Raw genomic sequence first — 24,425 nt, forward strand, 5'->3', positions numbered from 1 at the left:
AGCCTTTTTATTTAATATAAATTAAGTGAAATAATTAAATATATTAATTATTTGATAAATAGGGAAGCGTTTAAATAAATGGTAAAATGAGGTATTATAAAGAGGGGAATTTATTTTGAGAAAGTGGAGAAAAGGATAATGAAAATTGATTTGATAGTTAAGATAAAAAGTGGGTATCTTGAATGGACAAAGTCAGAAAGAAAAGTTGCAGAATTTGTACTAGAAAATATTGAAAAAATGTCATATATATCAGTTACGGAATTAGCAGAAGAGTGCACAGTTGGAGAAGCTACAGTATTAAGATTTTGCAAGAAAATAGGCTATAGCGGATTCCATGAATTTAAAAAAGCTGTGATCCATTCAATAGAAAAGGAAGAAAAGAAAAATAAAGATCTTATTATAAATAAAACCTATGATGAAATGATTTCAATGTTAAATCAAACATTGAAAATTCAAAGAGAAAGTGAAATTTTTAATGTAGCAAAATTAATAAAGAATGCAGAGCATATATATATTTATGGGTCAGGATTATCAATATTGTCAGCAAGGGCAATGGAAATGAAGTTATCATTTCTAGGATATACTAGTTTTTATTGTGAAGAGCAACATATACAGATTTTAAAATCAAGTTTAGTTACTAAGGGAGACTTGATTATAGGACTATCTGCATCTGGAGAATCAATGGAAACGGTTAAAAATTTAAAGATAGCTAAGAAAAATGGAGCAACGATAGTTGGGATAACAAACTACAATCCATCAGCTTTAGCTAATATTAGTGATTATGTATTATTAACTGCATCACAGTCTGTAAAAGAAAAGGAAACTACATTATTAGGATTAACATCTCAATTGTTTGTTATTGAGGAAGTGTGTGATGAGTTATTAAAGATTGATGAGGAAAGAATACACAGAGCAAAAGGAAAAATTTTTGAAGCGTATAGATAGTAAAATAAAACTAGAGGTAATGCCATGCTCTAGTTTTAGTTTTTTGCTTTAAATTGAAAAATTACTTCGTATAAGACCTCGACTTTTAGAAACGTTTATATAAGCGAAGAGTAAAGCTCTTTCTGTCTCACAGGAATAACTCATTTTGATGTTTTTAAATTCTTTATTTAAAGAATCATTATCGAAGCTTGCATACTTATCATATGCAGAGTTGTATACAGATAAATAAGATTCCATACCATTAGAAATGTTAATATCTATAGAAGAGGAATGAGACAATTTTTTAAAAGACTCAGGTCTTTTAAAAGAAATAGTATGATACGATACATTAGAATTAAAATTTACATTCATAAATAATAGCTCCCTTCACTTGTAAATATTTGTTGTTTAAATTATAAAGCATAAAAAAGGAAAAAGAAAACGTTTAATTTGAAATTCAAAAAAAGTTAATAAATATGATAAATATAGAATTAGAGGGAAAATAATGAATATAGATAAAGATAAGACAAATAATATGTGGGAAATATTATTTGTATAAGAAAATTATAGAAAATAATAAAGGATATTAGTTAATAGATATAAACACTAAAAAATAGATATTAAAAATAATAATAGACTAAATTATATATAGAATAAAGTGGTTGAAATAAGTTTGAAAATAGGTATAATAAATACTATATTAATAAAAAATTTAATGTATTACTTATAAAATTTACAACTTAAGGCATTAAATTTTGAATTTAATTAAAGGGCTGTTGCATTGTATGTGGCAGTTCTTTTTTGTATTTAAAGAAAAATGAATGTTTTATTAAAGATAAAGATGTAGTAAAATGGAGTTGTATAAATTTGGATTTTAAATAGGGGAGGACGAGAAAATGAAATTAGAAAAGAAAATAGTAGGAAACTTAGGGCAAGAAGATATTATAAAATATAGTGTTGATAATGAGAAAGGGCTTCAAGTATCCATATTAAACTTAGGTGCAACTATCACTGAAATAAAAACATGGGATAGAGAAGGACAACCTCAGCATATAGTTTTAAGTTATGAAGATGAAAATAATTATATAGAGAATCCATCATATTATGGAGCAACTGTAGGAAGAACAGCAGGAAGAATAGATAAAGGTATATTTACCTTGAATGACAACGAATACACTTTGAATAAAAATTATGGTGTTAATAGTGGACATGGTGGAACAGTTGGATTTAATAAGAAAATTTGGAATGTAGAAGTTATAGAAAAGGAAGATAATACAGTTTTAGAGTTTACTTATTTATCAAAAGATTTAGAAGAAGGTTATCCAGGAAATTTAGAGGTTAAGGTTTCTTATGAAATCACTAATGATAATAAGTTGATTTTTAAGATAGAGGGAGTTTCTGATAAAGATACTTTAATGAATATGACTGATCATTGTTATTTTAATTTATCAGGAGATTATAAAGAAGATATATTAAATCATTCTTTAAAGATGAACTGTGATAGAATCCTAGCTATTGATGAAAATGGAGGAGCAACAGGAGAGGTTATATCTGTTGAAAATACAGAGTTTGATTTTATGAGTGATAAGAAAATAGGAAGAGATATAGAAGGAAAATCTAAACAATTAGAACTTGGTTTTGGTTATGATCATCCTTTTATGTTTAAGGAAAATGAAAAGGGACATGTAGAACTTTATAATGAACAAAGTGGTAGATATATGAAGATAACTACTGAATATCCTTGCGTTGTAGTATATAGCCAAAACTTTATAGATGGACTAACTCTGAAAGAGGGAAAAGAAACTAAGAGAAGAAATAGTGTTTGTTTAGAAGTTCAATATCCACCAATAGGATATAAGGAAGCATTTAAGGAGTATTCTATTTTAAAAGCAAATGAAAAGTTTAGTAAAGAAACTATTTATGAGTTTGGGGTAAAGTAAAAAAGAGGATTTTATAATAAAAAATATATGATTTAACCATTTTAGTAAAAAAATAAAATTTTTTTACTAAAATATTGAAATGACTCTCGATTATATGATAGTATTCAAAGTAATAAAAGATAAAGGAATGGGAGATATGGCAACATTAAAAGAAATAGCAGAAGTTGTAGGAGTATCTATTGCAACTGTATCGAGAGTATTAAATCATGATGATAAAATCTCAGTTTCAGATATAACTAAGCTGAAAATATTTGAAACAGCAGAAGAATTAAATTATAAAACATTAAAAACTAGAAAAGAAGGCTTGGTTGAAGAAGTTAAAAAATCAAAAGTTGGAATCATTGAGATGTGCAGTATAACTGAACAGTTAGAGGATCCATATTATTTATTACTTAGACGAATGGTAGAGAAAGAATGTTTTTCAAATAATATAAGTGCTATTAGTATTTATAGAAATGAAGAAGGATATAAGTTTATAGGTGATGAGGAACTCCATGGAGTTATTGCTATAGGAAAGTTTAATGATGAAGATGTAGATTTAATAGAAAAGTTATCAGAAAATATAATTTTTGTAGATTCTTCACCACGAGATACACATGATTCAGTAAAGATTAATTTTAAAAGTGGAACTCTTAAGGCATTAGAGTTTTTAGGAGAGCTTGGGCATAAGAACATTGGATATGTTGGAAGTGTAAAAACTTTAAATGATAAAAAGGAAAGAGAGATTTCAGAAAGATACAGTATTTATGTAGAGTATATGAAAAAGACTAATAGATTCAGAGAAGAAAATGTATTAGATACACATGAAATGACGGCTTTACTTGGATATGAAAAGATAAAAGGTTTATTAAAGAGTGAAAAGGAAATGCCAACAGCCTTTTTTGTTGGAAATGATACTGTAGCAACAGGTGTTTTAAAGGCGTTAGCAGAAGAAGGTATAAGAGTGCCAGAAGAGATTAGTATTGTTGGATTTAATGATATTGTTGGAGCTAGGCATACAGTGCCACCATTAACTACAGTAAGTGCACATATTGAGTATTTAGCAGATGCAGCAATTGATTTATTATTAGAGAGAATTCACAAGAAGAGAAAGTATCCAAAGGAAGTTCTTATAGCAAGTAGATTAGTTGTAAGAGAAACAGTAAATAAAATTTAAAAGTAAAAACTCCTTTTAAGTAGGTTTATAAAGTTATATAAATTTATTTATTTAGGAGTTTTTTGCTTATATAAAAGGGTTTTAAAAGAATAATTCTAAAATGAAGCAAATTTTAGTAAAAAAATAAAAATAATTTTACTAAAAATGTTTACATAAGAAGAAAAATATAATATGCTATAGGTATAGGATATTTTGTAAAAAGATAAATTATTTGGAATAAGGTGGGATAGAGATGAAAAATAAAATGATAGAAATGTTTAAAGATATTTATTCAAACTGTGAAGGTGTGAGAGTGTTTTTTTCACCAGGGAGAGTTAACTTAATAGGGGAACATACAGATTATAATGGAGGAAATGTATTTCCATGTTCATTAAGCTTTGGTACTTATGGAGCTATAAGAACTAGAGAAGATAATTTAGTTAGAATGTATTCAGATAACTTCAAAGAATTAGGAGTAATTGAATTTAATATAGAAGATTTAAAAAATGAAAAAGAACATGATTGGGCAAACTATCCAAAAGGTGTTTTAGATGTGCTTAATAAACATGGGTATAAAATAAATACTGGATTTGAAATGGTTGTTTACGGAAATATTCCAAATGGAGCAGGACTTTCATCTTCAGCATCATTAGAACTTTTAATGGGAGTTATGATGGATGAAATCCATAAATTCAATATAGATAGAATCCAGTTAGTTAAGTATTGCCAAGAAGCAGAAAACAAGTTTATTGGAGTTAACTGTGGAATAATGGATCAATTTGCTATTGGAATGGGTAAAGAAGATTCAGCAATATTATTAGATTGTAATACATTAAAATACAGCTATTATCCAATAGTTTTAAAAGATGAAATAATAGTTATAGGTAATACAAATAAGAGAAGAGGACTTGGAGATTCAAAATATAATGAAAGAAGAAGTGAATGTGAAAAAGCTTTAGAAGAGCTACAAACAGAACTTTCAATTTCATCACTTGGAGAATTAACAGAGGAAGAGTTTGAAACTAATAAACACTTAATAAAAAGCGATATAAGAATAAAGAGAGCAAAACATGCTGTTTATGAAAATAGAAGAACTCTAAAAGCTGCAGCAGAACTTGAAAAAGGAAACTTAGAAGAGTTTGGAAAGCTTATGGATCAGTCTCATATATCTTTAAGAGATGATTATGAAGTTACAGGAATAGAGTTAGATACTATAGTAGAACTTGCATGGAACTTTGAAGGAACTGTTGGAGCAAGAATGACAGGTGCAGGATTTGGTGGATGTGCAGTATTTATAGTAAAGAAAGATAAAAAAGATGAATTTATAGAAGCAGTTTCTAAAGGATATAAAGAAAAAATAGGATATGATGCAGAGTTCTATATAGCTAATATAGGGAATGGAACGACAGAAATTTAAGGGAGTATATTTTTATGGATGTATATAAAGAGCTTGAAAGACTAGTTAAATATGGAGCGAAAAAAGAATTGTTTCAAGAAGAGGACAAGATATATATAAGAAATTCTTTAATAGCTTTATTTAAATTAGATGAATATAAAGAAGTTGAAACAGAAGATGAGGATTTAGATTCACCAACAGAAATATTAGATAATCTATTAAACTACGCTTTAGAGCAAGGGATTTTAGAATGGAATACATCAGTATATAGAGATTTATTAGATACTAAGATAATGGGGCTTTTAATGCCAAGACCATCTGAAGTATCTAGAGAATTTAATTTAAGATATAAAGAAGATAAAAAAGAAGCTACAGATTATTTTTATAATTTAAGTAAGGCTTGTGATTATGTAAGAGTAGATAGGATTGCTAAAAATATTACTTGGAAAGCAGAGACTGAGTATGGGGATTTAGATATAACAATAAATTTATCTAAACCAGAAAAGGATCCTAAAGCAATAGCTGCTGCAAAAAATTTAAAAGCATCATCTTATCCAAGCTGTTTACTTTGCAAAGAAAATGTAGGTTATAGTGGAAGATTAAATCATCCTGCAAGACAGAATTTAAGAGTTATTGGGATAAATCTTAAAAATGAAAATTGGTATATGCAGTATTCCCCTTATTCATATTATAATGAGCATTGCATAATACTTTCAGGAAAACATGAGCCAATGGTTATAAATAGAGATACTTTTGATAGAAGCTTAGAGTTCGTTCAAAAATTCCCACATTACTTTGCAGGTTCAAATGCAGACTTACCTATTGTAGGAGGTTCAATATTATCTCATGACCATTATCAAGGTGGAAGATATACATTTGCAATGGATAAAGCAAAGTCTGTTAAAGAGTTTAGTATAGAAGGTTATGAAGACATAAGTTTATCTATAATAAAATGGCCTTTAACTGTAATTAGAATGAACTCTAAGGACAGAAATAGATTAAGTGAACTTGGAGAAAAAATATTAAATCATTGGAGAGGATACTCTGATGATAAAGTTTCTGTACTAGCCTTTTCAGGAGAAACACCTCATAATACAATAACTCCAATAATAAGGAGAAGAGGAGAACTTTTTGAATTAGATTTAGTATTAAGAAACAATAGAACAAGCAAAGAACATCCAGATGGAATATTCCATCCACATGAAGAGCTTCACCATATTAAAAAAGAAAATATTGGTTTAATCGAAGTTTTAGGACTAGCTGTTCTTCCAGCTAGATTAAAAGATGAAATTGAAGAAATAAAAGATTATATTTTAAATAAAGGAAAATATAAAGAAAATATATCAAATACTTTAAAAATTCATTTAGATTGGATAAAGGAAATAGAAGATAAGAATGAATTTACAGCGGAAAATATAGATTCTTTACTTAAAAAAGAAGTTGGAGAAGTATTCTCTAAAGTTCTAGAACATTGTGGCGTATTTAAATGGGACAATGAAGGAAGAGAAGCACTAGATAGATATATTAGTAAGTTAAAAAAGGAAATCTAAAATTAAAAGGACTCACGTAATGAATATTTAACAATAGTTCATTACGTGAGTTTTTTCTAATTATGAGAGATTAATTTACTTTTTCTTTATAAATTTGTCAAAAAATATTTTGTTTTTAAAAGAAAAATATTTTTTTAGATTATATTTATTATAATAAAGTATTATCTAAAAATACATTTGACTTAATTCTTGTATTCTTTCTCTTGTTTCAACTCCACGTTGTATATAATAAGTAGATTCTGAATATCCATTTTGTGCAGAATTCGCAGCTTTTTCAGCATTTATATCTCTGCTATTAATCCATTGAAGTTCTTGTTTTTGTAATTTAGAATATTGATCAGGTGTTAGAATATGATATAAATCAGACCATTCTTCATTTAAGACAGTATTCATTTGATTATAAAAAGTCTTTCCAATTTGAATATTAGTTTGTTGATCTCCACCTAAAATTGGACTACCGTATTGAGCATATGAACTACCATAGTTTTGACCAATAGTAGCTAAAGCATTAGCATACTTAGTTTGTAAGTTACCTAAATCAGTAGTTGTTACATTAGATTTATACATATTACCGGCATTATTTGTATTATTTGTACTTTGAGTTTGCGCTGAGGTTTGATTTGTATTTGGCGCTGGAGTCGTAGTTTCCTTTGAGTTATTAGTGTTTGTTGATGTAGACTGCTTTTGAGTAGTATTTGCTACTACAGGGGTAGTTGAAGTTTTAGTATTATTAGTACTAGTATTTGAAGCTTTTTGAGTAGTTTGTTGTACTGGAGGAGATGATATAGGAACTACAGGTGCTTCATTAGCTGAAAGCCAAGTATAGAATATTATTATTCCGATTAATACCAGTATTCGAATTACACCTAATACAATTGCAATCCAAGTTACAACTTTTTCTAGAACAGGATGACTTTTAAAACCTGTATCCTCTTCCCCAATTTCTTTATAACCTTTAGAAATAAGAAAATTTTCATAATCCTTATTTATATTAAAAGACTTATAAGTAGGGTATATACCTACAGTTATAATACCGATAAAAATAAGTTTTAATGTTGATTTTATATCACCTCTAAATAGAGATGGGAAAAATCCGAAAAAGAAGGTTGTCCAACTATAGCCAGTTTTAATAGTTTTTTTACTTCCATTTTCATTTGTCATAATTTTTTTCATAATATTTCTCCTTTCATAAAAAATAAAATAATACTTTAAAAGAGTAGTGCAGATTAAATTATTAAGCAAGTAACAAAATTTAATAATTTAATAGTGAAAATTATAATAAACTGAGGAAAAGAAAAGAATATTTTTTAAAAAAAGTGATGATTTAAATAAAATCTTATAATAAAAGATAGATTAATGGAAATTAAAATAAAGGCAATATTAATTTATTAATAGTAAATTTTACAAATATTATTTGAATAATTAGACATTATTGAAAAATAGAAAAACATTCATGATAAACTAGGGGTAGAAAAGGTAAAAAAATCTAATATTTTAGAATATGATGGGAGTTGTTAATTATGAAATTTTTTAAAGAACTAACACTGTTTCAGAAAATATTCTTTGGATTCTTTTTAGTTGCTAGTTTAGTTGTTTTTTTATTACCTTTAGCCTTAACAAAAACTAGTATAAGTACAGTTTTCTCACCTTTAAGTGTGTTGGGATTTTTTTCAGTTATATGTGGTATTTTTGTTTCTATATATACAGCAAAAGCAAAGCCAGCAGCTTATGTTTTTTGGTGGGGAAGTACAATTGCAATGGCTATAATCTGTTTCTTTAATGGATTGTATGGTCAATTTATTCAGAACCTATTCTTTTCATTACCAATACAAATCTATGGTTTTTTTGCGTGGGAGAAGAATCTAAAGAAGGACTCGACTTTAGAAGTAAAGAAAATGAAATCAAAAAACTGGGGCGTATTAATAGTTATTATGATTTTATTTTGGATTGCTTATGGACTACTTTTAAAATATTTACCAACTCTTTTATCATCTTTATTTAATATCCATATGAAAGAAGATCCACAAATTGTTTTAGATGCATTTACTGCTATGACAGCCATAATAGCTTCTGTATTAACAGACTTAAGGTTTATTGAACAATGGTATTTTTGGATTGTTTATAATTCAGTTGCAGCAATAACATTTATTATTCAATTGACTCATTCTAATTTTCATAACATACCTATGTTTATTGCAAGTTTATCAAATACAGTAAACTTAACTCAATATATAATAGGAGTTGTTTATGGATATATTGTTTGGGTAAAGATATTTAAATCAGAGCAAAAAGAAAAACAAGCATAAAGTTTAATATTTAGGAAAATTAAAAGCAAATCGTAGTGGTTTGCTTTTTTTTATATGGAAATTCTTATATTTAAAACATCTAAGAATTTCGATATAAGTGTGTAGGAATTTGGATGGATAAAAATGGCAAATAAAACTATAATAATATTGTAAACGATAACTAAAAAGAAATTTTTATATATTTGAAGGGGATGGGAAGTTATGAAAAATGTAAAGAAAGTCTTAGCAATGGCAATGGCAACAGCAATGATGACTATTTCATTAGTTGGATGTGGAGGAGCTACATCTGATGGCGGAGCAAAAGAAGGGGATTCAATTAAAGTAGGAGTATGTCTTTATAAATTTGATGACACTTATATTTCTACAGTAAGACAAAACATAGAAAAGATTGCTGAAGAAAATGATAAGAAGATAGAACTTACTATTGTAGATGGAAAAGGTGACCAAGCTACTCAAAATGATAGTATAGATACACTTTTACAAAAAGATATGGATTTATTACTAGTTAATTTAGTAGATACAGGAGCAGCTCAAACAGTAGTAGATAAAATAAAAGCTGAAGAAGTTCCATTAGTTTTATTTAATAGAGAGCCAAGTACTACAGATGCAGTAAAATCTTATGATAAAGCTGTTTTCGTAGGAACTAATGCAAAAGAAGCTGGAGTATTACAAGGAAAAATCTTATCTAAGCTTTGGGAAAAAGATTCAAAAGCTATAGATAAAAATGGTGATGGAGTAATGCAATATGTAATGCTTCAAGGTGAACCTGATAATCCAGAGGCTATAGCTAGAACTAAGTATTCTGTAGATACAATAAACGAAGCAAAAATTAAAACTGAAAAATTAGCTCAACAAGTTTGTAACTGGGATCAAGCAGCAGCTCAAAATGCTACTGAAGCTTGGTTATCAAGATTTAAAGATGATGTTGAAGTTGTAATAGCAAATAATGACGGAATGGCTCAAGGTGCAATAGCAGCACTTCAAGCTCAAGGATATAACAATGGAGATGCTAAAAAGACTATTCCTGTAGTTGGAGTAGATGCAACAGCAGCAGCTCAAGATTTAATAGAAAGAGGATTAATGACTGGTTCTGTTCTTCAAGATGCAGAAGCAATGGCAAAAGCTCTTTTAGAGTGTGGTTTAAATTTAGTTGATGGAAAAACAGCTGTAGAAGGAACTGAGTACAAATTTGATGATACTGAAGTTTCAGTTCGTATACCATATAAAGAGTTTGTAAAAGGTGCAAAATAATATAATTTAAGATTTAAAATAGGGGCTGTTTAATGCAGCCCTCTTATAAATAATAATGAAAAGTGGTGAGAATTTAATGGCAGATAAGAAGTTTATTCTTGAAATGAAGGATATATGCAAAAACTTTCCAGGAGTTAAAGCATTAGATAAAGCTAATTTAAAAGTAAGACCAGGAACTGTACATGCTCTTATGGGTGAGAATGGAGCAGGAAAATCAACTTTAATGAAATGTCTATTTGGAGTTTATATAGAAGATGAAGGTGAGATTTTTATAGAGGGTGAAAAAAGTAAATTTTCTAACCCAAAACAGGCTATGGAAAATGGGGTGGCAATGGTTCACCAAGAACTTAATCAAGTTTTACAAAGAGATGTTATGGAAAACATTTGGCTTGGAAGATTCCCAGGGAAAATGGGACTTGTAGATTCGAAAATTTTATTCAATGAAACTAAAAGAGTTTTAGATGAATTGGAAATAGATGTTAATCCGAAGATTAAAATGGGAAAATTATCAGTTTCTCAAAGACAAATGGTAGAGATTGCAAAGGCAGTTTCTTATAATGCAAAGATTTTAGTATTAGATGAACCTACATCATCTTTAACACAAGAAGAAGTAGGACATTTATTTAAGATAATAAATAAGCTTAGAGATAGAGGTTGTGGAATAATTTACATTTCTCATAAGATGGAGGAGATTTTACAGATTTCTGATGATGTAACTATTATGAGAGATGGTAAGTGGATAGATACAATAGAAGCTAAAAATCTTACTACAGATAAAATAATTAAATTAATGGTAGGAAGAGATTTAGGTGATAGATTCCCTCCAAAGGATAATAAGCCAGAGGATGTTATATTAGAAGTTAAAAACTTAACTGGAATGTATCAACCATCTATAGTAGATGCATCTTTTGCATTGAGAAAAGGTGAGATTCTAGGAGTAGCAGGACTTGTTGGATCTAAGAGAACAGAACTTTTAGAAACTATATTTGGAATTGCAAAACATAGTGAAGGAGAAGTAATTCTTCACGGTAAAAAGGTTGACAATACTACTTCAAGAAAAGCTATTAAAAATGGATTTGCTTTACTTACTGAAGAAAGAAGAGCTACAGGGATATTTGGACAATTATCTATAAACTTTAATTCTATTATTGCTAATATAGATGGATATAGCAATAAGGGGGTTTTAAATTCTAAGAAGATGGAAGAAGATACAAAGTGGGTTATAGATAGTATGAAGGTAAAAACACCTAGTTCAAAGACAGCTATAAAAACTTTATCAGGTGGAAATCAACAAAAAGTTATTATAGGAAGATGGCTTTTAACAAAACCAGAAATTCTTTTATTAGATGAACCTACTAGAGGAATTGATGTAGGAGCTAAATATGAAATATATCAATTAATAATAGATTTAGCTAAAAAGGGGAAAGGTGTAATAGTTGTTTCTTCAGAAATGCCAGAACTACTTGGAATTTGTGACAGAATTTTAGTTATGTCCAATGGAAGAGTAGCTGGAATAGAGGATACGGACAAGCTTACTCAAGAAGCTATTATGACTATGGCAGCAAAATATATTTAAAAGGGGTGTTATTTATGGAAAATAATAAAGTGGAAAAAAAGATAGATAAAAAGAAAGTTATAGATTTTTTTCTTAACTATGCTTTATATATAGTTTTATTTTTAATGATTGTTTTCTTTATTGCAAAGGAGCCAGGCTTCCTTTCATTAAAGAACTTTACTAATATTTTAAGTCAAGCATCAACTAGAGGGATTTTAGCACTTGGAGTTGCAGGTCTTATAGTATTACAAGGAACTGACCTATCAGCAGGACGTATTTTAGGACTTACTGCTATAATTTCAGCTTCTTTATTACAATCATCAACTTATGCAGCAAGAATGTATCCAGATTTACCAGTGTTACCACTAGTACTTCCATTAATTCTTGCAATAATAATTGGTGGAATATTTGGAGCTATTAATGGATTTGGAGTAGCAAAACTAAAAGTCCATGCATTTATAATTACTTTAGGAACTCAGCTTATAGCTTTTGGTATCTCTTGTCTTTATATTGATAGACCACCATTAGGTGCTCAACCAGTAGCAAATTTAGATTCTAGATATACAAATGCAGTAAATGGATCATTAAAACTTGGAAGTGTAGAAATACCATACTTAGTTTTTTACTTAGCAATAGTTGCATTAATCATGTGGTTTATTTGGAATAAGACAACTCTAGGAAAGAATATGTTTGCAATTGGAGGAAATCCAGAGGCAGCAGCAGTTTCAGGTGTTAATATAGTTAAAAATGTAATGATGATATTCATTATAGCTGGAATGCTTTACGGCTTAGCAGGATTCTTAGAAGCTGCAAGAGCTGGGTCTACATCAACAGCTACAGGGTTTAACTATGAACTTGATGCAATTTCTGCTTGTGTAGTTGGAGGAGTTTCTTTCTCAGGTGGTATTGGAACTATTCCTGGAGTACTTTTAGGAACAGTACTATTACAGGTTATCAACTATGGATTAAACTTCATAGGAGTAAATGCATATTGGCAATATATAATTAGAGGATTAATTATCATAGTAGCAGTTGCTTTAGATGTAAGAAAATATATCGCTAAGAAGTAATGAGGTAAGATAAAATGAATGAAGAGAAAAAAATAGAAGAAAATATTAAAGAGAAAAAAGGTGTTAGAGATACTTTATATGGACGTATAGATATATCTTTAGAGACTATGGATAAGATACTAGTAATGTTATTTGGATTATTACTATTTGCATTAATAGTTGGAATTTTAATTTAAGATTGATAGAAAAAGCTGGCTTAGGCCAGTTTTTTTATGTTCAATTATAAATTTAAAAGAGAATATATGATATAATTTAAAGGACATAAAATACATAAAAGGTATAAAAAGGATAAAATTAATTATGGTGGGTGGTAAGGTGGATTTATATAGAATTCTCATTGTAGATGATGAGGAAGAGGTTAGAGAAGGAATTATTAAAAAAATAGATTGGAAAGAATATGGATTTGAAGTTGTTGGGGATGCAGAAAATGGGAAAGATGCATTGGAAAAAGTTGAAAAATTAAAACCAGATATAGTTTTTACTGATATAGCAATGCCATTTATGGATGGATTAGAGCTTGGAAAGATATTAAAAGAAACTATGCCAGGAATAAAAATAATAATATTTTCAGGTTCAGATGATTTTGAGTATGCACAAAAAGCTATAAAGATAAATGTTATTGAGTATATATTAAAACCTGTAAGTGCTATGGAACTTGCAGCAGTTTTAAAGAAGGTAAAGAATAAATTAGAGGATGAATATAAAGAAAAGAGTAATATGGAAACTTTGCAAAAATATTATAAGGAAAGTTTACCTATATTAAGAGAACAATTTTTAATTGGAGCAATTGAGGGAAAAGTAAAGGCTGTAAGATGGAGAGAGGAAATAAAAAGGTTTGGATTAGAGTTTTTACAAGAGGATCTAGTTTTTTGTATAATTCACTTTGATAATAGAAATGAATTGAAGAGTGAAAAAATTTTTGAAGGAAATATAGGACTTGCGAATGTTTCTATAAGCAAAATTCTTAAAGATATTATGGAGGAGTATAGTACATATACTGAATTTATTTATTTAGATAGGGTCATTTTAATTTCTAGTTTAGATGAAAAATATAATATAGATTTACTTATAAAAGGATTAAATGAAGTGTGTGATGAATTCTACAGAATATTTAATAAATCTATATCTATAGGGATAGGAAATATTTTTAATGAGTATAGTATGTTAAAGAATTCTTTTACTTCGGCTGAGGATGCATTAAGTTATAGAATTATATTAGGGAAAGGAAAGGTAATTTATATAAAGGATGTAGAGCCTGATAAAGTTATAAATTTAGATTTTACAGTAGCAGAAGAAAAGAGATTATTGAATACAATAAAAATTTCTACTGAAGATGAAATAGATGGAGTTATAGATGGTATTTTTAAGAATTTAGAAAATTATATTATGCCATTAAATAACTGTAAAATATATTTAATGGAAATCATGATAGTAATGATAAAGCTTATGCAAAGCTATAATTTTAAAATAGAAGATATTTTAGATAGAGAATTTAATTATTATAATTATTTAGAAAATATAACATCTTTAGATGAAGTTAAAGAAATTTTTAAAGAATTAGGAAAAAGAATAAATAGGCATATAAAAGGTAATAGAATAAATTCTTCTAAACTTTTAATTGAAGATGCTAAAAAATATATTCATGAGAATTTTAACCATTGTGAATTATCAGTTGAACAGGTTTGTGCCCATTTACATGTAAGCTCAACATATTTTTCAAGCTTATTTAAAAAGGAAGTTCACATGAGTTTTGTAAATTATCTAACAGAGGTGAGATTAGAAAAAGCAATAAACTTACTAAATACAACTGATGATAAAGCTTATATGATAGCTTTAAAAGTTGGATATTCTCAAGCAAACTATTTTAGTTATGTCTTTAGAAAAAAATATGGTGTAGCACCTTCAAAGTATAGAAAGAGCTAGTGAGGCATGCTATGAAAAAGTTTTCAAAGGGGAAAATGAGAGAAATATATGAAAAGTTAAGTATTCAGCAAGTTATATCTATAGCTTTTACGTTAGTAGCTGTATTTGGAATGCTTCTTATAGGAACTACACTTTATTTTAGATATACAAAAGAGATAGAAGAAAAAGTATCAGAAAATAATGTTCAAGTTTTAGAGCAGATAAATTTAAACTTAGATAATTATTTAAGAAAAATGATGAGAGTATCAGATACAGTTTATTATAGGGGAATAAAAAAGAAAGATTTAGCAAAAGAAAATATAGATTTAGAAATGAGTTTATTGTATGAAGAAAATAAAGAATCTCTTGTGAGTATTTGTTTATTTTCAGAAGAAGGAGAAGGAATTGCATCATATCCCTTAAGAGATTTAAAAAAGGATATAGGAGCAAGGGGAAGCAAGTGGTTTCAAGAGGCTATAAATAAAAAGGAAAACTTTCATTTTTCAACTCCGCATATACAAAATCTATATGAATATCATCAAAATAAATATAATTGGGTAGTATCTTTAAGTCGGTCAGTAGAAATAACAAGAGATGGACAGGTAGACCAAGGAGTGCTCTTAGTTGATATGAACTTCTTAGGGATAGAAAGAATTTTTAGTAAAAATAAAACTAGTAAAAATAGTTATACTTATTTAACTAATAAGGATGGAGAGATTATTTATCATCCAAGACAACAATTAATTTATTCAGATTTAGAAAAGGAAAATAATCTTAAAGTAGCAGAGTATGATGATGGAGTACATAAGGAAAAATTCTTAAATGAAGAAAGAATAACTACAGTAAAAACAGCAGGATATACAGGGTGGAAAATTATTAATGTAACACCAATGAAGGATATTATTTCAGGGCATAGAGAGATAAAAGTATTTTTCGCCTTTATAATTTTCTTTACTTTATTTTTATTGATTATTATAAATATTTTTGTATCTCAAAAAATAGCTTACCCTATAAAAAGATTAGAGAAATCTGTAAGGAGACTAGAAAGAGATATTAAGGATATAGATATCCAGATACAGGGAAGTTCTGAAGTCAAACATCTAGGAAAAGCTATAAAATCTATGGCAAAGCAAATGAATATTCTTATGGATAATATTGTAGTTGAGCAAGAAGCTAAAAGAAAAAATGAGTTAAATGCATTGCAAGCACAGATAAATCCACATTTTTTATATAATACTTTAGACTCAATTATATGGATGGTTGAAAAAGAAAATTATGAAGATAGCATAATTATGGTGGGGGCATTAGCAAAATTTTTTAGGATAAGTTTAAGTAAAGGAAAAAATATAATAACTATAAAAAATGAGTTAGAGCATGCAAAAAACTATTTAACTATACAGAAAATAAGATATAAAAATAAGTTTAGCTATAAATTTAAAATAGAAGAGGAAGTTAAAAATCTTGGATCTATAAAACTTATAGTCCAACCTCTGATAGAAAATGCAATATTTCATGGGATGGAAGATATGGATGGTGATGGGGAAATATTAATTCATGGATATAAAAAGGAAAATGATGTTTATATAGATGTAGTTGATAATGGAATGGGAATGTTAGATGAAGTACGAGAATCTCTTTTGACCAGTTATTCAAAGGAAAAAGGAAAAGGTTCTGGAATCGGACTTAAAAATGTAAATGAAAGAATAAAGTTATACTTTGGAGAAGAATATGGTTTAGAAATATATAGTGAATTAGATGAAGGAACAACGGTCAGAATTCATATGCCTTGTATAGATATAGAAAAAATAGATGAGAGGGAATTGAAAAAATGAGAAGGAGAAGAGTTTTAATTATTGCATTTGTTCTTGCAGTAATATCAGTAGTATTTTTTATAAATGAAACTATTTTTGTTAAAGAAAAAAGGGCATTAAATATTTCTATAATTACAAGAGGCGAAAAGGTTGGTAGTTTTTTAAGAGTGAAAAATGGTATTGATAGAATAAAAGAAGAAAAAAATATAAAGATAAATATTATTAATTTAAGTAAAAAAAATAATAAAGAAGAGCAAAGAAATCTTTTGAAAGAAGAGTTAGATGGGGACTGTGATGCGATTTTAATTTCACCTATTGAGTATGAAGTGATAAAAGAGGATATTGAAAAAAGGAAAAGAAATATTCCTATAATTATATTAGAAACAAAAATAGATGAATTAAAAGAAAAAAACTCTAATATAATTAACATACCATACGATAATAAAAAAATAGGGTATAAATTAGGAGATGAAATTATGAGTAGAGGACACTTTAATAAAAATATCCTAGTTTTATTAGATGAGAATATTGATTATATAGAAGAAAGAAAAGAAGGTTTTTTAGAGTCAATTAAAATAACAGATAATAATATAGAATTTATTAAAAAGAATAAAAGTAAAAGTTGGACAAGTATAATTCAGAGTTTATTTAAAGATAATAGAGGAGATATTATAGTTAGTTTTGATATGGAATTATTAGAGGAAATTGCAAGAATAAAAGAAGAAAACTTTGAAGATAGTAAAATTGAAATTTATGGAGTAGGAACAAATGATTATATAATATCAGCATTAGAAAAAAGAATTATTAATGGATTTTCAATGCAAAATGAATTTAATATGGGGTACTTAGGAGTAAAAGCAGGAATAGATTTAATAGAAAAAAAGGAATTTCAGAATGTAGTGATAGATTCTAAAATAATAAATAATGAAAATATGTATTATGATTATAATCAAAAAATTTTATTTCCATTTATAAATTAATGTATTCTTTAGGGGGATAGAAATAATGAGAGGGCGTAGGGGAAAGTTCTTAGTTGAATTAGTTTTAGTTAATATTTTTATAGTAATGGGATGTAGTAATGGGGAAGTAAAAAAGAAGGAAATAAAAATTGGAGTTACTTTATACAATCAAGAAGACGTTTTTATTTCTTCAATAACTAAAGAGATAGAGAAAAAAGCAAAAGAACTTGAAGAAGAAAAGGGGGTAAAGATTGTAGTTGATTTATTAGATGGAAAAGAAGATATGAGTGAGCAGGATAACCAAGTAGATAATCTAATAAAACAAAATTATGATGTAATATGTGTAAATATTGTAGATAGAACAGCAGGAGCGAATATAATAGATAAGTGCAAAAAAGAAAATATACCAGTAATATTTTTTAATAGAGAAATAGTTGAAGATGATATGAAAAGATGGGGTAAGGTATATTATGTGGGAGCACAAGCTAAAGAATCAGGCGAAATGCAAGGAGAAATATTAATAGAAAAATATGAGAAAAATAGAAATAGGGTAGATAAAAATGGGGATGGAAAAATACAGTATGCTATTTTAGAAGGTGAGCAAGGTCATCAAGATGCAACTTTAAGAACAGAATATTGTATAAAGCCATTATACAAATATGGATTAGATTTAGAAAAAGTAGCTAGTGAAGTAGGAGAATGGAAAAAAGAGAATGCTGGAATCATTATGAAGGAATGGCTAAGAAACTATGAAGAAAAAATTGAAGTTATTTTTAGTAATAATGATGAAATGGCATTAGGAGCAATGGTAGCAATAGATAAATTTAATGAGAGAAATAATAGAACATATAAGCCAATAATTATTGGAGTAGATGGAACAGAAGAAGGATTAAAAGAAGTGGAGAAAGGAAATTTAGCTGGAACTATTATAAGTGATGCTAAAAAACAAGGAGAGAGTATTTTAGAAATAGCCTATAACTTAGCTATGGGATTAGAAGAGAGTATAGAAGAAAACACCTTAAGAATTCCACATAAAAAGATAATTTCAAATAATTAAAAGAAAAGAAAAGGCATCATTTTTTTCAAATGATGCCTTTATGTTATGCTAAAGCTTCAGCTTTTTGTTGTTTTTCTATTTTTATCCAGTTAAAGTATCCATAAATTGAACTTACAAGATATTGTCCCCACATTACTGCTCCTGAAAGGTAAACAATTGAGAAATGAGGTGCAGCAATAAATGATTTTACAAAAAGGATAAATCCCATATTAGCTAAAATCCAGAATGCCCATTGTTCAACATATCTTCTAGCAGTTAAGTAGAAGGCAAATGTAGTTAATGTTCCTGAAATTGAGTCTAAAATTAATGATGGATCTGGTTTGATTTGTGTTCCAAATATATAGTGAACAAAATATGGAAGATATTTTATAAGTAACATATATAAATACCAACCAACTACTAATACAATAGCGTAAATAATCCACTCTTTTGGCTTTACTCTTCTTACAGTTACAACTTTAGTTTTGCTTTTTTCTAAGTTCTTTTTCCAAGCTAAAAGTCCATAAACTTGAAGAGGTAAAGTTAAAATTATAGTCTTAATTCCTTGACCATAAAGATTTCCTGAAAAATCTATTCCAAGCATAGCAATAGTGTTAACTATCCACCAAGTATATAAGATAAGATTACCTCTTGCTTGATAAATAGATGTAATAACACCAGTTAATGTTGCAATAAGACCAATGATTCCACCGAAAGTTAATACACTATCTAGTGTTCCGCCTTTTATGAAAGCTGGAAGAAAGAATGTAATTATACTAGCTGCCATAAAAAAGACAAAAAATCCTTTTTGGAATGGAGAAAATTCTTTGAAAAATTTCATAATTTAATACCGTTTTCCTTTTTACTCTAAAATTTATTTTATCTTAAAAAATATATAATCTTAATTTTAAAATTAAGATTATATATTTTCACACTTTTTTTCAATATAGAAAAAGATATTTATATATAAACTAAAAAAAGATATTTATTTTAGTTAAATGATACTAAGAATGAATAAATATTAATAAAATGATATTTAAAAATGAAAAAACACGAACTGATAATATATTTAAAATATTAAAGTTCGTGTCGATGTTTTAATTTGTTTATTTAATTTTAACTATATCAATGAATTATTCAATATGTTTTATAGAAAGTAAAATACTAAAATAAAAAACTCCAATGAAGGAGCTTAAAAATGAGTTTTTATAAAGTTGTAGGAGTATCAGATTTTGAAAATTTCTTATAAATAGAGTAGATACATAATGCAACAGCAGCAATAGCACCTATAAATAAAAGAATAAGTATTAAATAAGAGAAAAATGTAAAGTGAATTCCTTTAAGGAATGCATATAAAAAATATAAAATTATTTCTAATACAATTATATTTAAAAGAGATTTTCCTAAAGAAAGTTTAGGACTCTTTTCTGGTGCTGGTGTTTCTATAGGTTGATTCTTTACTGTTTTATCTTTAGATTTCTTGCTCATAAAATAGCCTCCTGATATTAATCTATATGAATAGTTTACTATAAATCTCCAAAAATATAAAAATATTTTCTATGAAAAAACTTCATATGAAAATATCTTTAAATAAAAAATTCCTATGTAAAATAACTTTACATAGGAAAACTTCTATTTCATTAATACTAAGCCCTTACTTCTAAGGCAAGTACATTCTCTTTCTTCAGTTGTATGAAGACATTGATATTTAATTTTTTTAGGTGCTTCAACAGCAACCTTTTCAGTTTCTTTTTTTTCTAAATCTTTTTCTGTATTCATAAGATACCTCTTTCTTTAGTAATTATTTAAATCTATACTAATTTAGTATGAATTAAAAGTCAAGAGCAAATAAAATGAAGAAAAAAATTGACTTCTATAGCAAATGATGATATTCTTATCTAGCAGTTGGTACGTATAAGTGCTTACTGAGGGCTTGGTTTGTCTTTCGCCGGATTGCCAAGCCCTTTTATTTATTTAAGATAAAACTTTTTCAAAAGCAATTCTTTCAGAATTATCAGAAAGAATGATTCTTCCACAGTAGATAAAATCATTTTTTTCCATAAGTTTTTTCATTGTAGAATTATCTTTGTGGGTATCTATTTTTAAACTGTGGATATTATTTTCTAGAGCCAAATCTTTAGCGAAATCTAGAAGTTTACTAGCAACATTTTTATTTCTGCTAGTCTTTTTTACAGCAAGTCTATGTATTACAGCATAACTATTTAAAGTAAGCCAAGCACCATCATAAATATTATTATAAGAAGGTTCTTCTTGGAAACTTATAAGGCATGTGCCTAAAATTTCACCATTTTCTACAGCTACATAGCTTTCACCAGAATTAATATCATTAGTTAAAAGTTCTTCAGAAGGATATTCACCTACCCATTGAGTAACTCCAGAATCTTTTAAGTATTTTTTTGCATCAGATATAATACTTTGTATATCTTTTAAATCTTGTAATGTCCCTTTTCTAAAAATCATGTACATGCTCCCTTATAATTAAAATTTATTTTTTATAGTATATCACATGAAAGAGGAGTTTTTTAATTTTCATTGTGTAATTTCTCAGAGTGTTTTCTTTTTTCTTTAAATTTTAAATATATTAATTGTAAAAGAAGAGCTACTATTACGAAGATAACAAAGTATATCCAATTTTCATAGGGGATTTGTATCATTAAGTATCCACAGCAAAGTACACCTAAAATAGGGATTAAAGGGACTAGTGGGGTTTTAAAACTTCTTTTAAAATCTGGATCTGTTTTTCTAAATACTATTAAAGCAATACAAACCATAAGATATACAAAAAGTAAAGCAAGAGTAGCTGTATTAGAAAGAACATTAATATTTATAAATCCACCCAGGATTGAGCCTACTATGCCAAGAAACCATAGAGACACTATGGGCACTCCGTTTTTATTTTCTTTAGCAAAGGCTTTAGGAATAAAATCATCTTTACTTGCATTAGCTAAGATACGTGAACATCCAAAACATACTGCAAAAATAATAGCGAGAATTCCTATTATAGCACCTAAAGATAAAAGACTAGCTGGAATAGTTTGCCCAACTTTTAAAAGTGCATAGGATAAAGCATCAGGTTGATTTAAAAGATTATAAGGAACCATAGCCGTTAAAATAAGAGAAACTAGAGAGTAGATAGTTATACAAGCAAAAATTGAAAGAATTAATGCTTTAGGAATAGTTTTTTGAGGATCTATAGTTTCTTCAGCGGCAGATGCAGTAACATCAAAGCCAGAATAGGCTAAAAATAATATTGCAGCACCATGTAGTGTTCCTCCAACACCCATTGGGAAAAAATCTGATAAATTAGAAGCATCAAAGTAAAAAACACCAACTATAATAAATATTAAAATTACTAAAACTTTTATAAGAACCATAAGGTTATTAATTTTTTTACTATCTTTTGTACCTTTCGATAAAAGAAGAGTCATAAGTAAAACAACTATAATTGCAGGAAGGTTTACAATGCCACCTTCAGTTGGAATGTGGGTTAGTGCAAAGGGCAGTTTTACTCCAAACATTTCTAAAAAAGAATCAAAATAAGCTGCCCATCCATTAGAAACAAATCCTAATATTAATATATATCCTAATAAAACTGATGCACCAGCAATAAGTGCAAAGAATTTTCCCATACTAACATAAATATAACTGTAAGAACCACCAGCAGTAGGTATAGATGAAGCAAATTCACTATAGCAAAAAACTACGAAAATAGATGCAATTCCAGCTATTATATATGAAAGAATTTCACTAGGTCCAGCTGTAGTTGCAGCTACAACACCAGGTAAAACTAAAACACCAGTACCAATAACAGTACCAATAGTTAATAAAACTAGATCAAAGGTTTTTAAGCTACGAACTTTATGTTCATTTTTAGTTCCTTCTATAACATCATATACATTTTTTCTTTGGAATAATTTCATTGAAAGATTCCTCCTATACTCATAAGATTATTAGTTATTGAAAATAGACTAATATATCATTTTAGTCTTTGAAAAAAGTTGGAGAAATATTCAAAGATAAAAAATATGAGAAATTTGTTAAAAATAGAATAGAAAAGCGAGATTAGTATTATTTTAATAATATAGTATAGTTTTTGAGTTATAATAAGGAGGCTTAATAAAATAAAAAGGAAGTAGATTAGATGACGAGCATATTACATTTAATTCCTCATTATGGGTACATATTAATATATATATTATTAACGATAGAGCTTATGGGAGTCCCTTTTTTACCAGGGGAAATCTTAATAATATATTCTGGATTTCTAGTTTTTAAAGGCGAGTTAAACTTAGTTTTAGTATTTATTACTGCTGTTTTAGGAGTTAGTTCAGGGATGACAGCATCTTATTTTATAGGAAGAAAACTAGAAACTCGATTTTTTCATAAACATGGTCCCAAAATTCATCTAGGTCCGGAAAAAATTGAAAAGGTATCAAAAATATTAGATAGATTTGGAGCAGTGCTAATATTTTTTATATGTTTTATTCCAGGACTTAAACATATTATAGGTTACGTTTCAGGAATGTCAGAACTTAGTTATAAAAAATATGCAATAAGTGCATATACTGGAGCAATGGCTTGGACGGCTGTTTTTTTAACTATTGGAGATATTCTAGGGGATAATTGGAAGATGTTCCATGTGTACATAAGAAAGTATTTAGTTATAGGTGCAGTTATAGCAATTTTAGTAATTGGACTTTTCTTTTTAATAAAAGCATATAAAGAAAAGATATTAAGTTTAATAGTAAAAGTTATAATGTATTTATATAATAAATTTAATTCATTAGGAAAAGTTAGATTCTTTGTTTTAGCAGTAGCAGTTATTTTAGGAGCATTTATAGATATATTTGCAAATATAATAAGTGGAATAGTCACTAATGATTTTACTGTGTTTAATCAAATAACATATTATATTATCAATAAATTATTTAAAGATAATTATATATTTCATCTAGTATTTAAAATGATAAATTTAATGACACTAGATATTATGTATATAATAATTCCTATATTACTAATACTATTTATGATAAATAAGAAGAAAGACAGAAATATAGAAATAAGATATATTATTTTAACTATTTGTGGAGGATATTTATTAAAAGAAATTGTAGTATATGTATTTAATTATATAAGCATGTATATCTCTATGTTACAGAATTTCTTAGATGGAAAAAGCTTTAATGTCATTGTAATATTTGGATTTGGTTTATATATAATTTATGAGCATTTAGACAATATTTATTTACGAAAAGCTGTAATAACAGTATTTTTAATTATAGTTCTTTTAACTGGAGTATCTCAATTGTATTTTGAAAATGATTTAAGTTCAGTTTTAGCAGGATATTCATTAGGGATAGTTTGGGTTTCATTAAATATTATTTTATTGGAACTAAAAAAAGTAGGGATTAGTAGTGAAGAAAAAATAATAGAAAAAAATAGTTAAAAAATTAACAAATAATAGTTGAAATATTCTGAAAATTATGAGATAATAAAATCATAAAATAAAGAGAAAAAGTTATGCAGAGAGAGATTTAGAGTTGCATATTTCCAAGGGAAACCTAGTGGG

General features: G+C 27.5%; 21 protein-coding genes. 15 read left to right on the forward strand and 6 right to left on the reverse strand.

Annotated features, from left to right (window positions below):
• Positions 1-138: 138 nt before the first annotated feature.
• The 5 genes from Q0W06_RS02550 to galT all read left to right on the forward strand — a co-directional run bounded on the left by Q0W06_RS02550 (position 139) and on the right by galT (position 6,945).
• Positions 139-945: a MurR/RpiR family transcriptional regulator gene (locus Q0W06_RS02550; RefSeq protein ID WP_297630978.1), complete on the forward strand. Its 807-nt coding sequence runs from the start codon at positions 139-141 to the stop codon at positions 943-945.
• A gap of 875 nt (positions 946-1,820) precedes the next feature.
• The gene (locus Q0W06_RS02555; RefSeq protein WP_297630980.1) at positions 1,821-2,864 is read left to right on the forward strand and encodes an aldose epimerase family protein; all 1,044 of its coding nucleotides are present in this window, start codon (positions 1,821-1,823) and stop codon (positions 2,862-2,864) included.
• A gap of 94 nt (positions 2,865-2,958) precedes the next feature.
• Positions 2,959-4,020 carry a LacI family DNA-binding transcriptional regulator gene (locus Q0W06_RS02560; RefSeq protein WP_297630983.1) on the forward strand — a complete coding sequence of 354 codons (1,062 nt, stop codon included), beginning with the start codon at positions 2,959-2,961 and terminating at the stop codon, positions 4,018-4,020.
• Between the two features lie 226 nt (positions 4,021-4,246).
• A complete protein-coding gene (locus Q0W06_RS02565) occupies positions 4,247-5,416 on the forward strand; it encodes a galactokinase (protein WP_297631196.1) in 1,170 nt (389 codons plus the stop codon).
• 14 nt (positions 5,417-5,430) lie between these two features.
• The gene (gene galT, locus Q0W06_RS02570) at positions 5,431-6,945 is read left to right on the forward strand and encodes a UDP-glucose--hexose-1-phosphate uridylyltransferase (protein WP_297630985.1); all 1,515 of its coding nucleotides are present in this window, start codon (positions 5,431-5,433) and stop codon (positions 6,943-6,945) included.
• 165 nt (positions 6,946-7,110) lie between these two features.
• On the opposite strand, the gene Q0W06_RS02575 is transcribed toward galT, so the two are convergent.
• Positions 7,111-8,118: a hypothetical protein gene (locus tag Q0W06_RS02575; RefSeq protein WP_297630988.1), complete on the reverse strand. Its 1,008-nt coding sequence runs from the start codon at positions 8,116-8,118 to the stop codon at positions 7,111-7,113.
• A gap of 347 nt (positions 8,119-8,465) precedes the next feature.
• Here Q0W06_RS02575 and pnuC (Q0W06_RS02580) point away from each other — a divergent pair, with 347 nt between their 5' ends.
• The 9 genes from pnuC (Q0W06_RS02580) to Q0W06_RS02620 all read left to right on the forward strand — a co-directional run bounded on the left by pnuC (Q0W06_RS02580) (position 8,466) and on the right by Q0W06_RS02620 (position 18,856).
• Positions 8,466-9,251, forward strand: coding sequence for a nicotinamide riboside transporter PnuC (gene pnuC, locus Q0W06_RS02580; RefSeq protein ID WP_297630991.1), 786 nt, complete (start codon positions 8,466-8,468; stop codon positions 9,249-9,251).
• Positions 9,252-9,452: 201 nt separating this feature from the next.
• A complete protein-coding gene (locus Q0W06_RS02585; RefSeq protein ID WP_297630993.1) occupies positions 9,453-10,502 on the forward strand; it encodes a galactose ABC transporter substrate-binding protein in 1,050 nt (349 codons plus the stop codon).
• A gap of 76 nt (positions 10,503-10,578) precedes the next feature.
• Complete coding sequence (gene mglA / locus Q0W06_RS02590) at positions 10,579-12,078, forward strand: galactose/methyl galactoside ABC transporter ATP-binding protein MglA (RefSeq protein WP_297630996.1); 1,500 nt, start codon at positions 10,579-10,581, stop codon at positions 12,076-12,078.
• 14 nt (positions 12,079-12,092) lie between these two features.
• On the forward strand, positions 12,093-13,127 hold the full coding sequence (gene mglC, locus Q0W06_RS02595) for a galactose/methyl galactoside ABC transporter permease MglC (protein ID WP_297630999.1): 1,035 nt from the start codon (positions 12,093-12,095) through the stop codon (positions 13,125-13,127).
• Between the two features lie 14 nt (positions 13,128-13,141).
• Complete coding sequence (locus tag Q0W06_RS02600) at positions 13,142-13,303, forward strand: hypothetical protein (protein WP_297631002.1); 162 nt, start codon at positions 13,142-13,144, stop codon at positions 13,301-13,303.
• A gap of 139 nt (positions 13,304-13,442) precedes the next feature.
• Entirely contained in the window at positions 13,443-15,050 is a 1,608-nt protein-coding gene (locus tag Q0W06_RS02605; RefSeq protein ID WP_297631005.1) for a response regulator, read from the forward strand.
• A gap of 11 nt (positions 15,051-15,061) precedes the next feature.
• Complete coding sequence (locus Q0W06_RS02610; RefSeq protein ID WP_297631008.1) at positions 15,062-16,861, forward strand: sensor histidine kinase; 1,800 nt, start codon at positions 15,062-15,064, stop codon at positions 16,859-16,861.
• Positions 16,858-17,820: a substrate-binding domain-containing protein gene (locus Q0W06_RS02615; RefSeq protein ID WP_297631011.1), complete on the forward strand. Its 963-nt coding sequence runs from the start codon at positions 16,858-16,860 to the stop codon at positions 17,818-17,820. The genes Q0W06_RS02610 and Q0W06_RS02615 overlap by 4 nt, the downstream gene beginning before the upstream one ends.
• A 25-nt stretch (positions 17,821-17,845) precedes the next feature.
• Positions 17,846-18,856 (forward strand): galactose ABC transporter substrate-binding protein, encoded by a 1,011-nt coding sequence (locus Q0W06_RS02620; RefSeq protein WP_297631014.1) that lies wholly within the window; start codon positions 17,846-17,848, stop codon positions 18,854-18,856.
• A 43-nt stretch (positions 18,857-18,899) separates the two neighbouring features.
• Here Q0W06_RS02620 and pnuC (Q0W06_RS02625) read toward each other — a convergent pair whose 3' ends face one another.
• The 5 genes from pnuC (Q0W06_RS02625) to Q0W06_RS02645 all read right to left on the reverse strand — a co-directional run bounded on the left by pnuC (Q0W06_RS02625) (position 18,900) and on the right by Q0W06_RS02645 (position 22,776).
• A complete protein-coding gene (gene pnuC, locus Q0W06_RS02625; RefSeq protein ID WP_297631017.1) occupies positions 18,900-19,676 on the reverse strand; it encodes a nicotinamide riboside transporter PnuC in 777 nt (258 codons plus the stop codon).
• Between the two features lie 365 nt (positions 19,677-20,041).
• A complete protein-coding gene (locus Q0W06_RS02630) occupies positions 20,042-20,323 on the reverse strand; it encodes a hypothetical protein (RefSeq protein ID WP_297631020.1) in 282 nt (93 codons plus the stop codon).
• 144 nt (positions 20,324-20,467) lie between these two features.
• Complete coding sequence (locus Q0W06_RS02635; protein ID WP_297631022.1) at positions 20,468-20,614, reverse strand: hypothetical protein; 147 nt, start codon at positions 20,612-20,614, stop codon at positions 20,468-20,470.
• Between the two features lie 195 nt (positions 20,615-20,809).
• On the reverse strand, positions 20,810-21,316 hold the full coding sequence (locus tag Q0W06_RS02640; protein ID WP_297631024.1) for a GNAT family N-acetyltransferase: 507 nt from the start codon (positions 21,314-21,316) through the stop codon (positions 20,810-20,812).
• Positions 21,317-21,378: 62 nt separating this feature from the next.
• Positions 21,379-22,776, reverse strand: a complete 1,398-nt coding sequence (locus tag Q0W06_RS02645; protein ID WP_297631026.1) for an amino acid permease — start codon at positions 22,774-22,776, stop codon at positions 21,379-21,381.
• A gap of 221 nt (positions 22,777-22,997) precedes the next feature.
• Between Q0W06_RS02645 and Q0W06_RS02650 the strand changes: the two genes are divergently transcribed.
• Positions 22,998-24,302 (forward strand): VTT domain-containing protein, encoded by a 1,305-nt coding sequence (locus Q0W06_RS02650; RefSeq protein WP_297631028.1) that lies wholly within the window; start codon positions 22,998-23,000, stop codon positions 24,300-24,302.
• Positions 24,303-24,425 lie beyond the last annotated feature (123 nt).

It is taken from the genome of uncultured Clostridium sp. (assembly GCF_947072515.1).
Lineage (GTDB): Bacteria > Bacillota > Clostridia > Clostridiales > Clostridiaceae > Clostridium.

What these genes read in the sequence shown, in the direction of transcription:
- Q0W06_RS02645 (WP_297631026.1), bottom strand. Translation starts at nt 22,776, where the DNA reads ATGAAATTATTCCAAAGAAAAAATGTATATGATGTTATAGAAGGAACT.
- Q0W06_RS02560 (WP_297630983.1), top strand. Translation starts at nt 2,959, where the DNA reads ATGATAGTATTCAAAGTAATAAAAGATAAAGGAATGGGAGATATGGCA.
- pnuC (WP_297630991.1), top strand. Translation starts at nt 8,466, where the DNA reads ATGAAATTTTTTAAAGAACTAACACTGTTTCAGAAAATATTCTTTGGA.
- Q0W06_RS02650 (WP_297631028.1), top strand. Translation starts at nt 22,998, where the DNA reads ATGACGAGCATATTACATTTAATTCCTCATTATGGGTACATATTAATA.
- Q0W06_RS02610 (WP_297631008.1), top strand. Translation starts at nt 15,062, where the DNA reads ATGAAAAAGTTTTCAAAGGGGAAAATGAGAGAAATATATGAAAAGTTA.
- Q0W06_RS02600 (WP_297631002.1), top strand. Translation starts at nt 13,142, where the DNA reads ATGAATGAAGAGAAAAAAATAGAAGAAAATATTAAAGAGAAAAAAGGT.
- Q0W06_RS02575 (WP_297630988.1), bottom strand. Translation starts at nt 8,118, where the DNA reads ATGAAAAAAATTATGACAAATGAAAATGGAAGTAAAAAAACTATTAAA.
- mglA (WP_297630996.1), top strand. Translation starts at nt 10,579, where the DNA reads ATGGCAGATAAGAAGTTTATTCTTGAAATGAAGGATATATGCAAAAAC.
- Q0W06_RS02620 (WP_297631014.1), top strand. Translation starts at nt 17,846, where the DNA reads ATGAGAGGGCGTAGGGGAAAGTTCTTAGTTGAATTAGTTTTAGTTAAT.
- pnuC (WP_297631017.1), bottom strand. Translation starts at nt 19,676, where the DNA reads ATGAAATTTTTCAAAGAATTTTCTCCATTCCAAAAAGGATTTTTTGTC.
- Q0W06_RS02585 (WP_297630993.1), top strand. Translation starts at nt 9,453, where the DNA reads ATGAAAAATGTAAAGAAAGTCTTAGCAATGGCAATGGCAACAGCAATG.
- Q0W06_RS02635 (WP_297631022.1), bottom strand. Translation starts at nt 20,614, where the DNA reads ATGAATACAGAAAAAGATTTAGAAAAAAAAGAAACTGAAAAGGTTGCT.
- Q0W06_RS02615 (WP_297631011.1), top strand. Translation starts at nt 16,858, where the DNA reads ATGAGAAGGAGAAGAGTTTTAATTATTGCATTTGTTCTTGCAGTAATA.
- galT (WP_297630985.1), top strand. Translation starts at nt 5,431, where the DNA reads ATGGATGTATATAAAGAGCTTGAAAGACTAGTTAAATATGGAGCGAAA.
- Q0W06_RS02630 (WP_297631020.1), bottom strand. Translation starts at nt 20,323, where the DNA reads ATGAGCAAGAAATCTAAAGATAAAACAGTAAAGAATCAACCTATAGAA.
- Q0W06_RS02550 (WP_297630978.1), top strand. Translation starts at nt 139, where the DNA reads ATGAAAATTGATTTGATAGTTAAGATAAAAAGTGGGTATCTTGAATGG.
- Q0W06_RS02555 (WP_297630980.1), top strand. Translation starts at nt 1,821, where the DNA reads ATGAAATTAGAAAAGAAAATAGTAGGAAACTTAGGGCAAGAAGATATT.
- mglC (WP_297630999.1), top strand. Translation starts at nt 12,093, where the DNA reads ATGGAAAATAATAAAGTGGAAAAAAAGATAGATAAAAAGAAAGTTATA.
- Q0W06_RS02640 (WP_297631024.1), bottom strand. Translation starts at nt 21,316, where the DNA reads ATGATTTTTAGAAAAGGGACATTACAAGATTTAAAAGATATACAAAGT.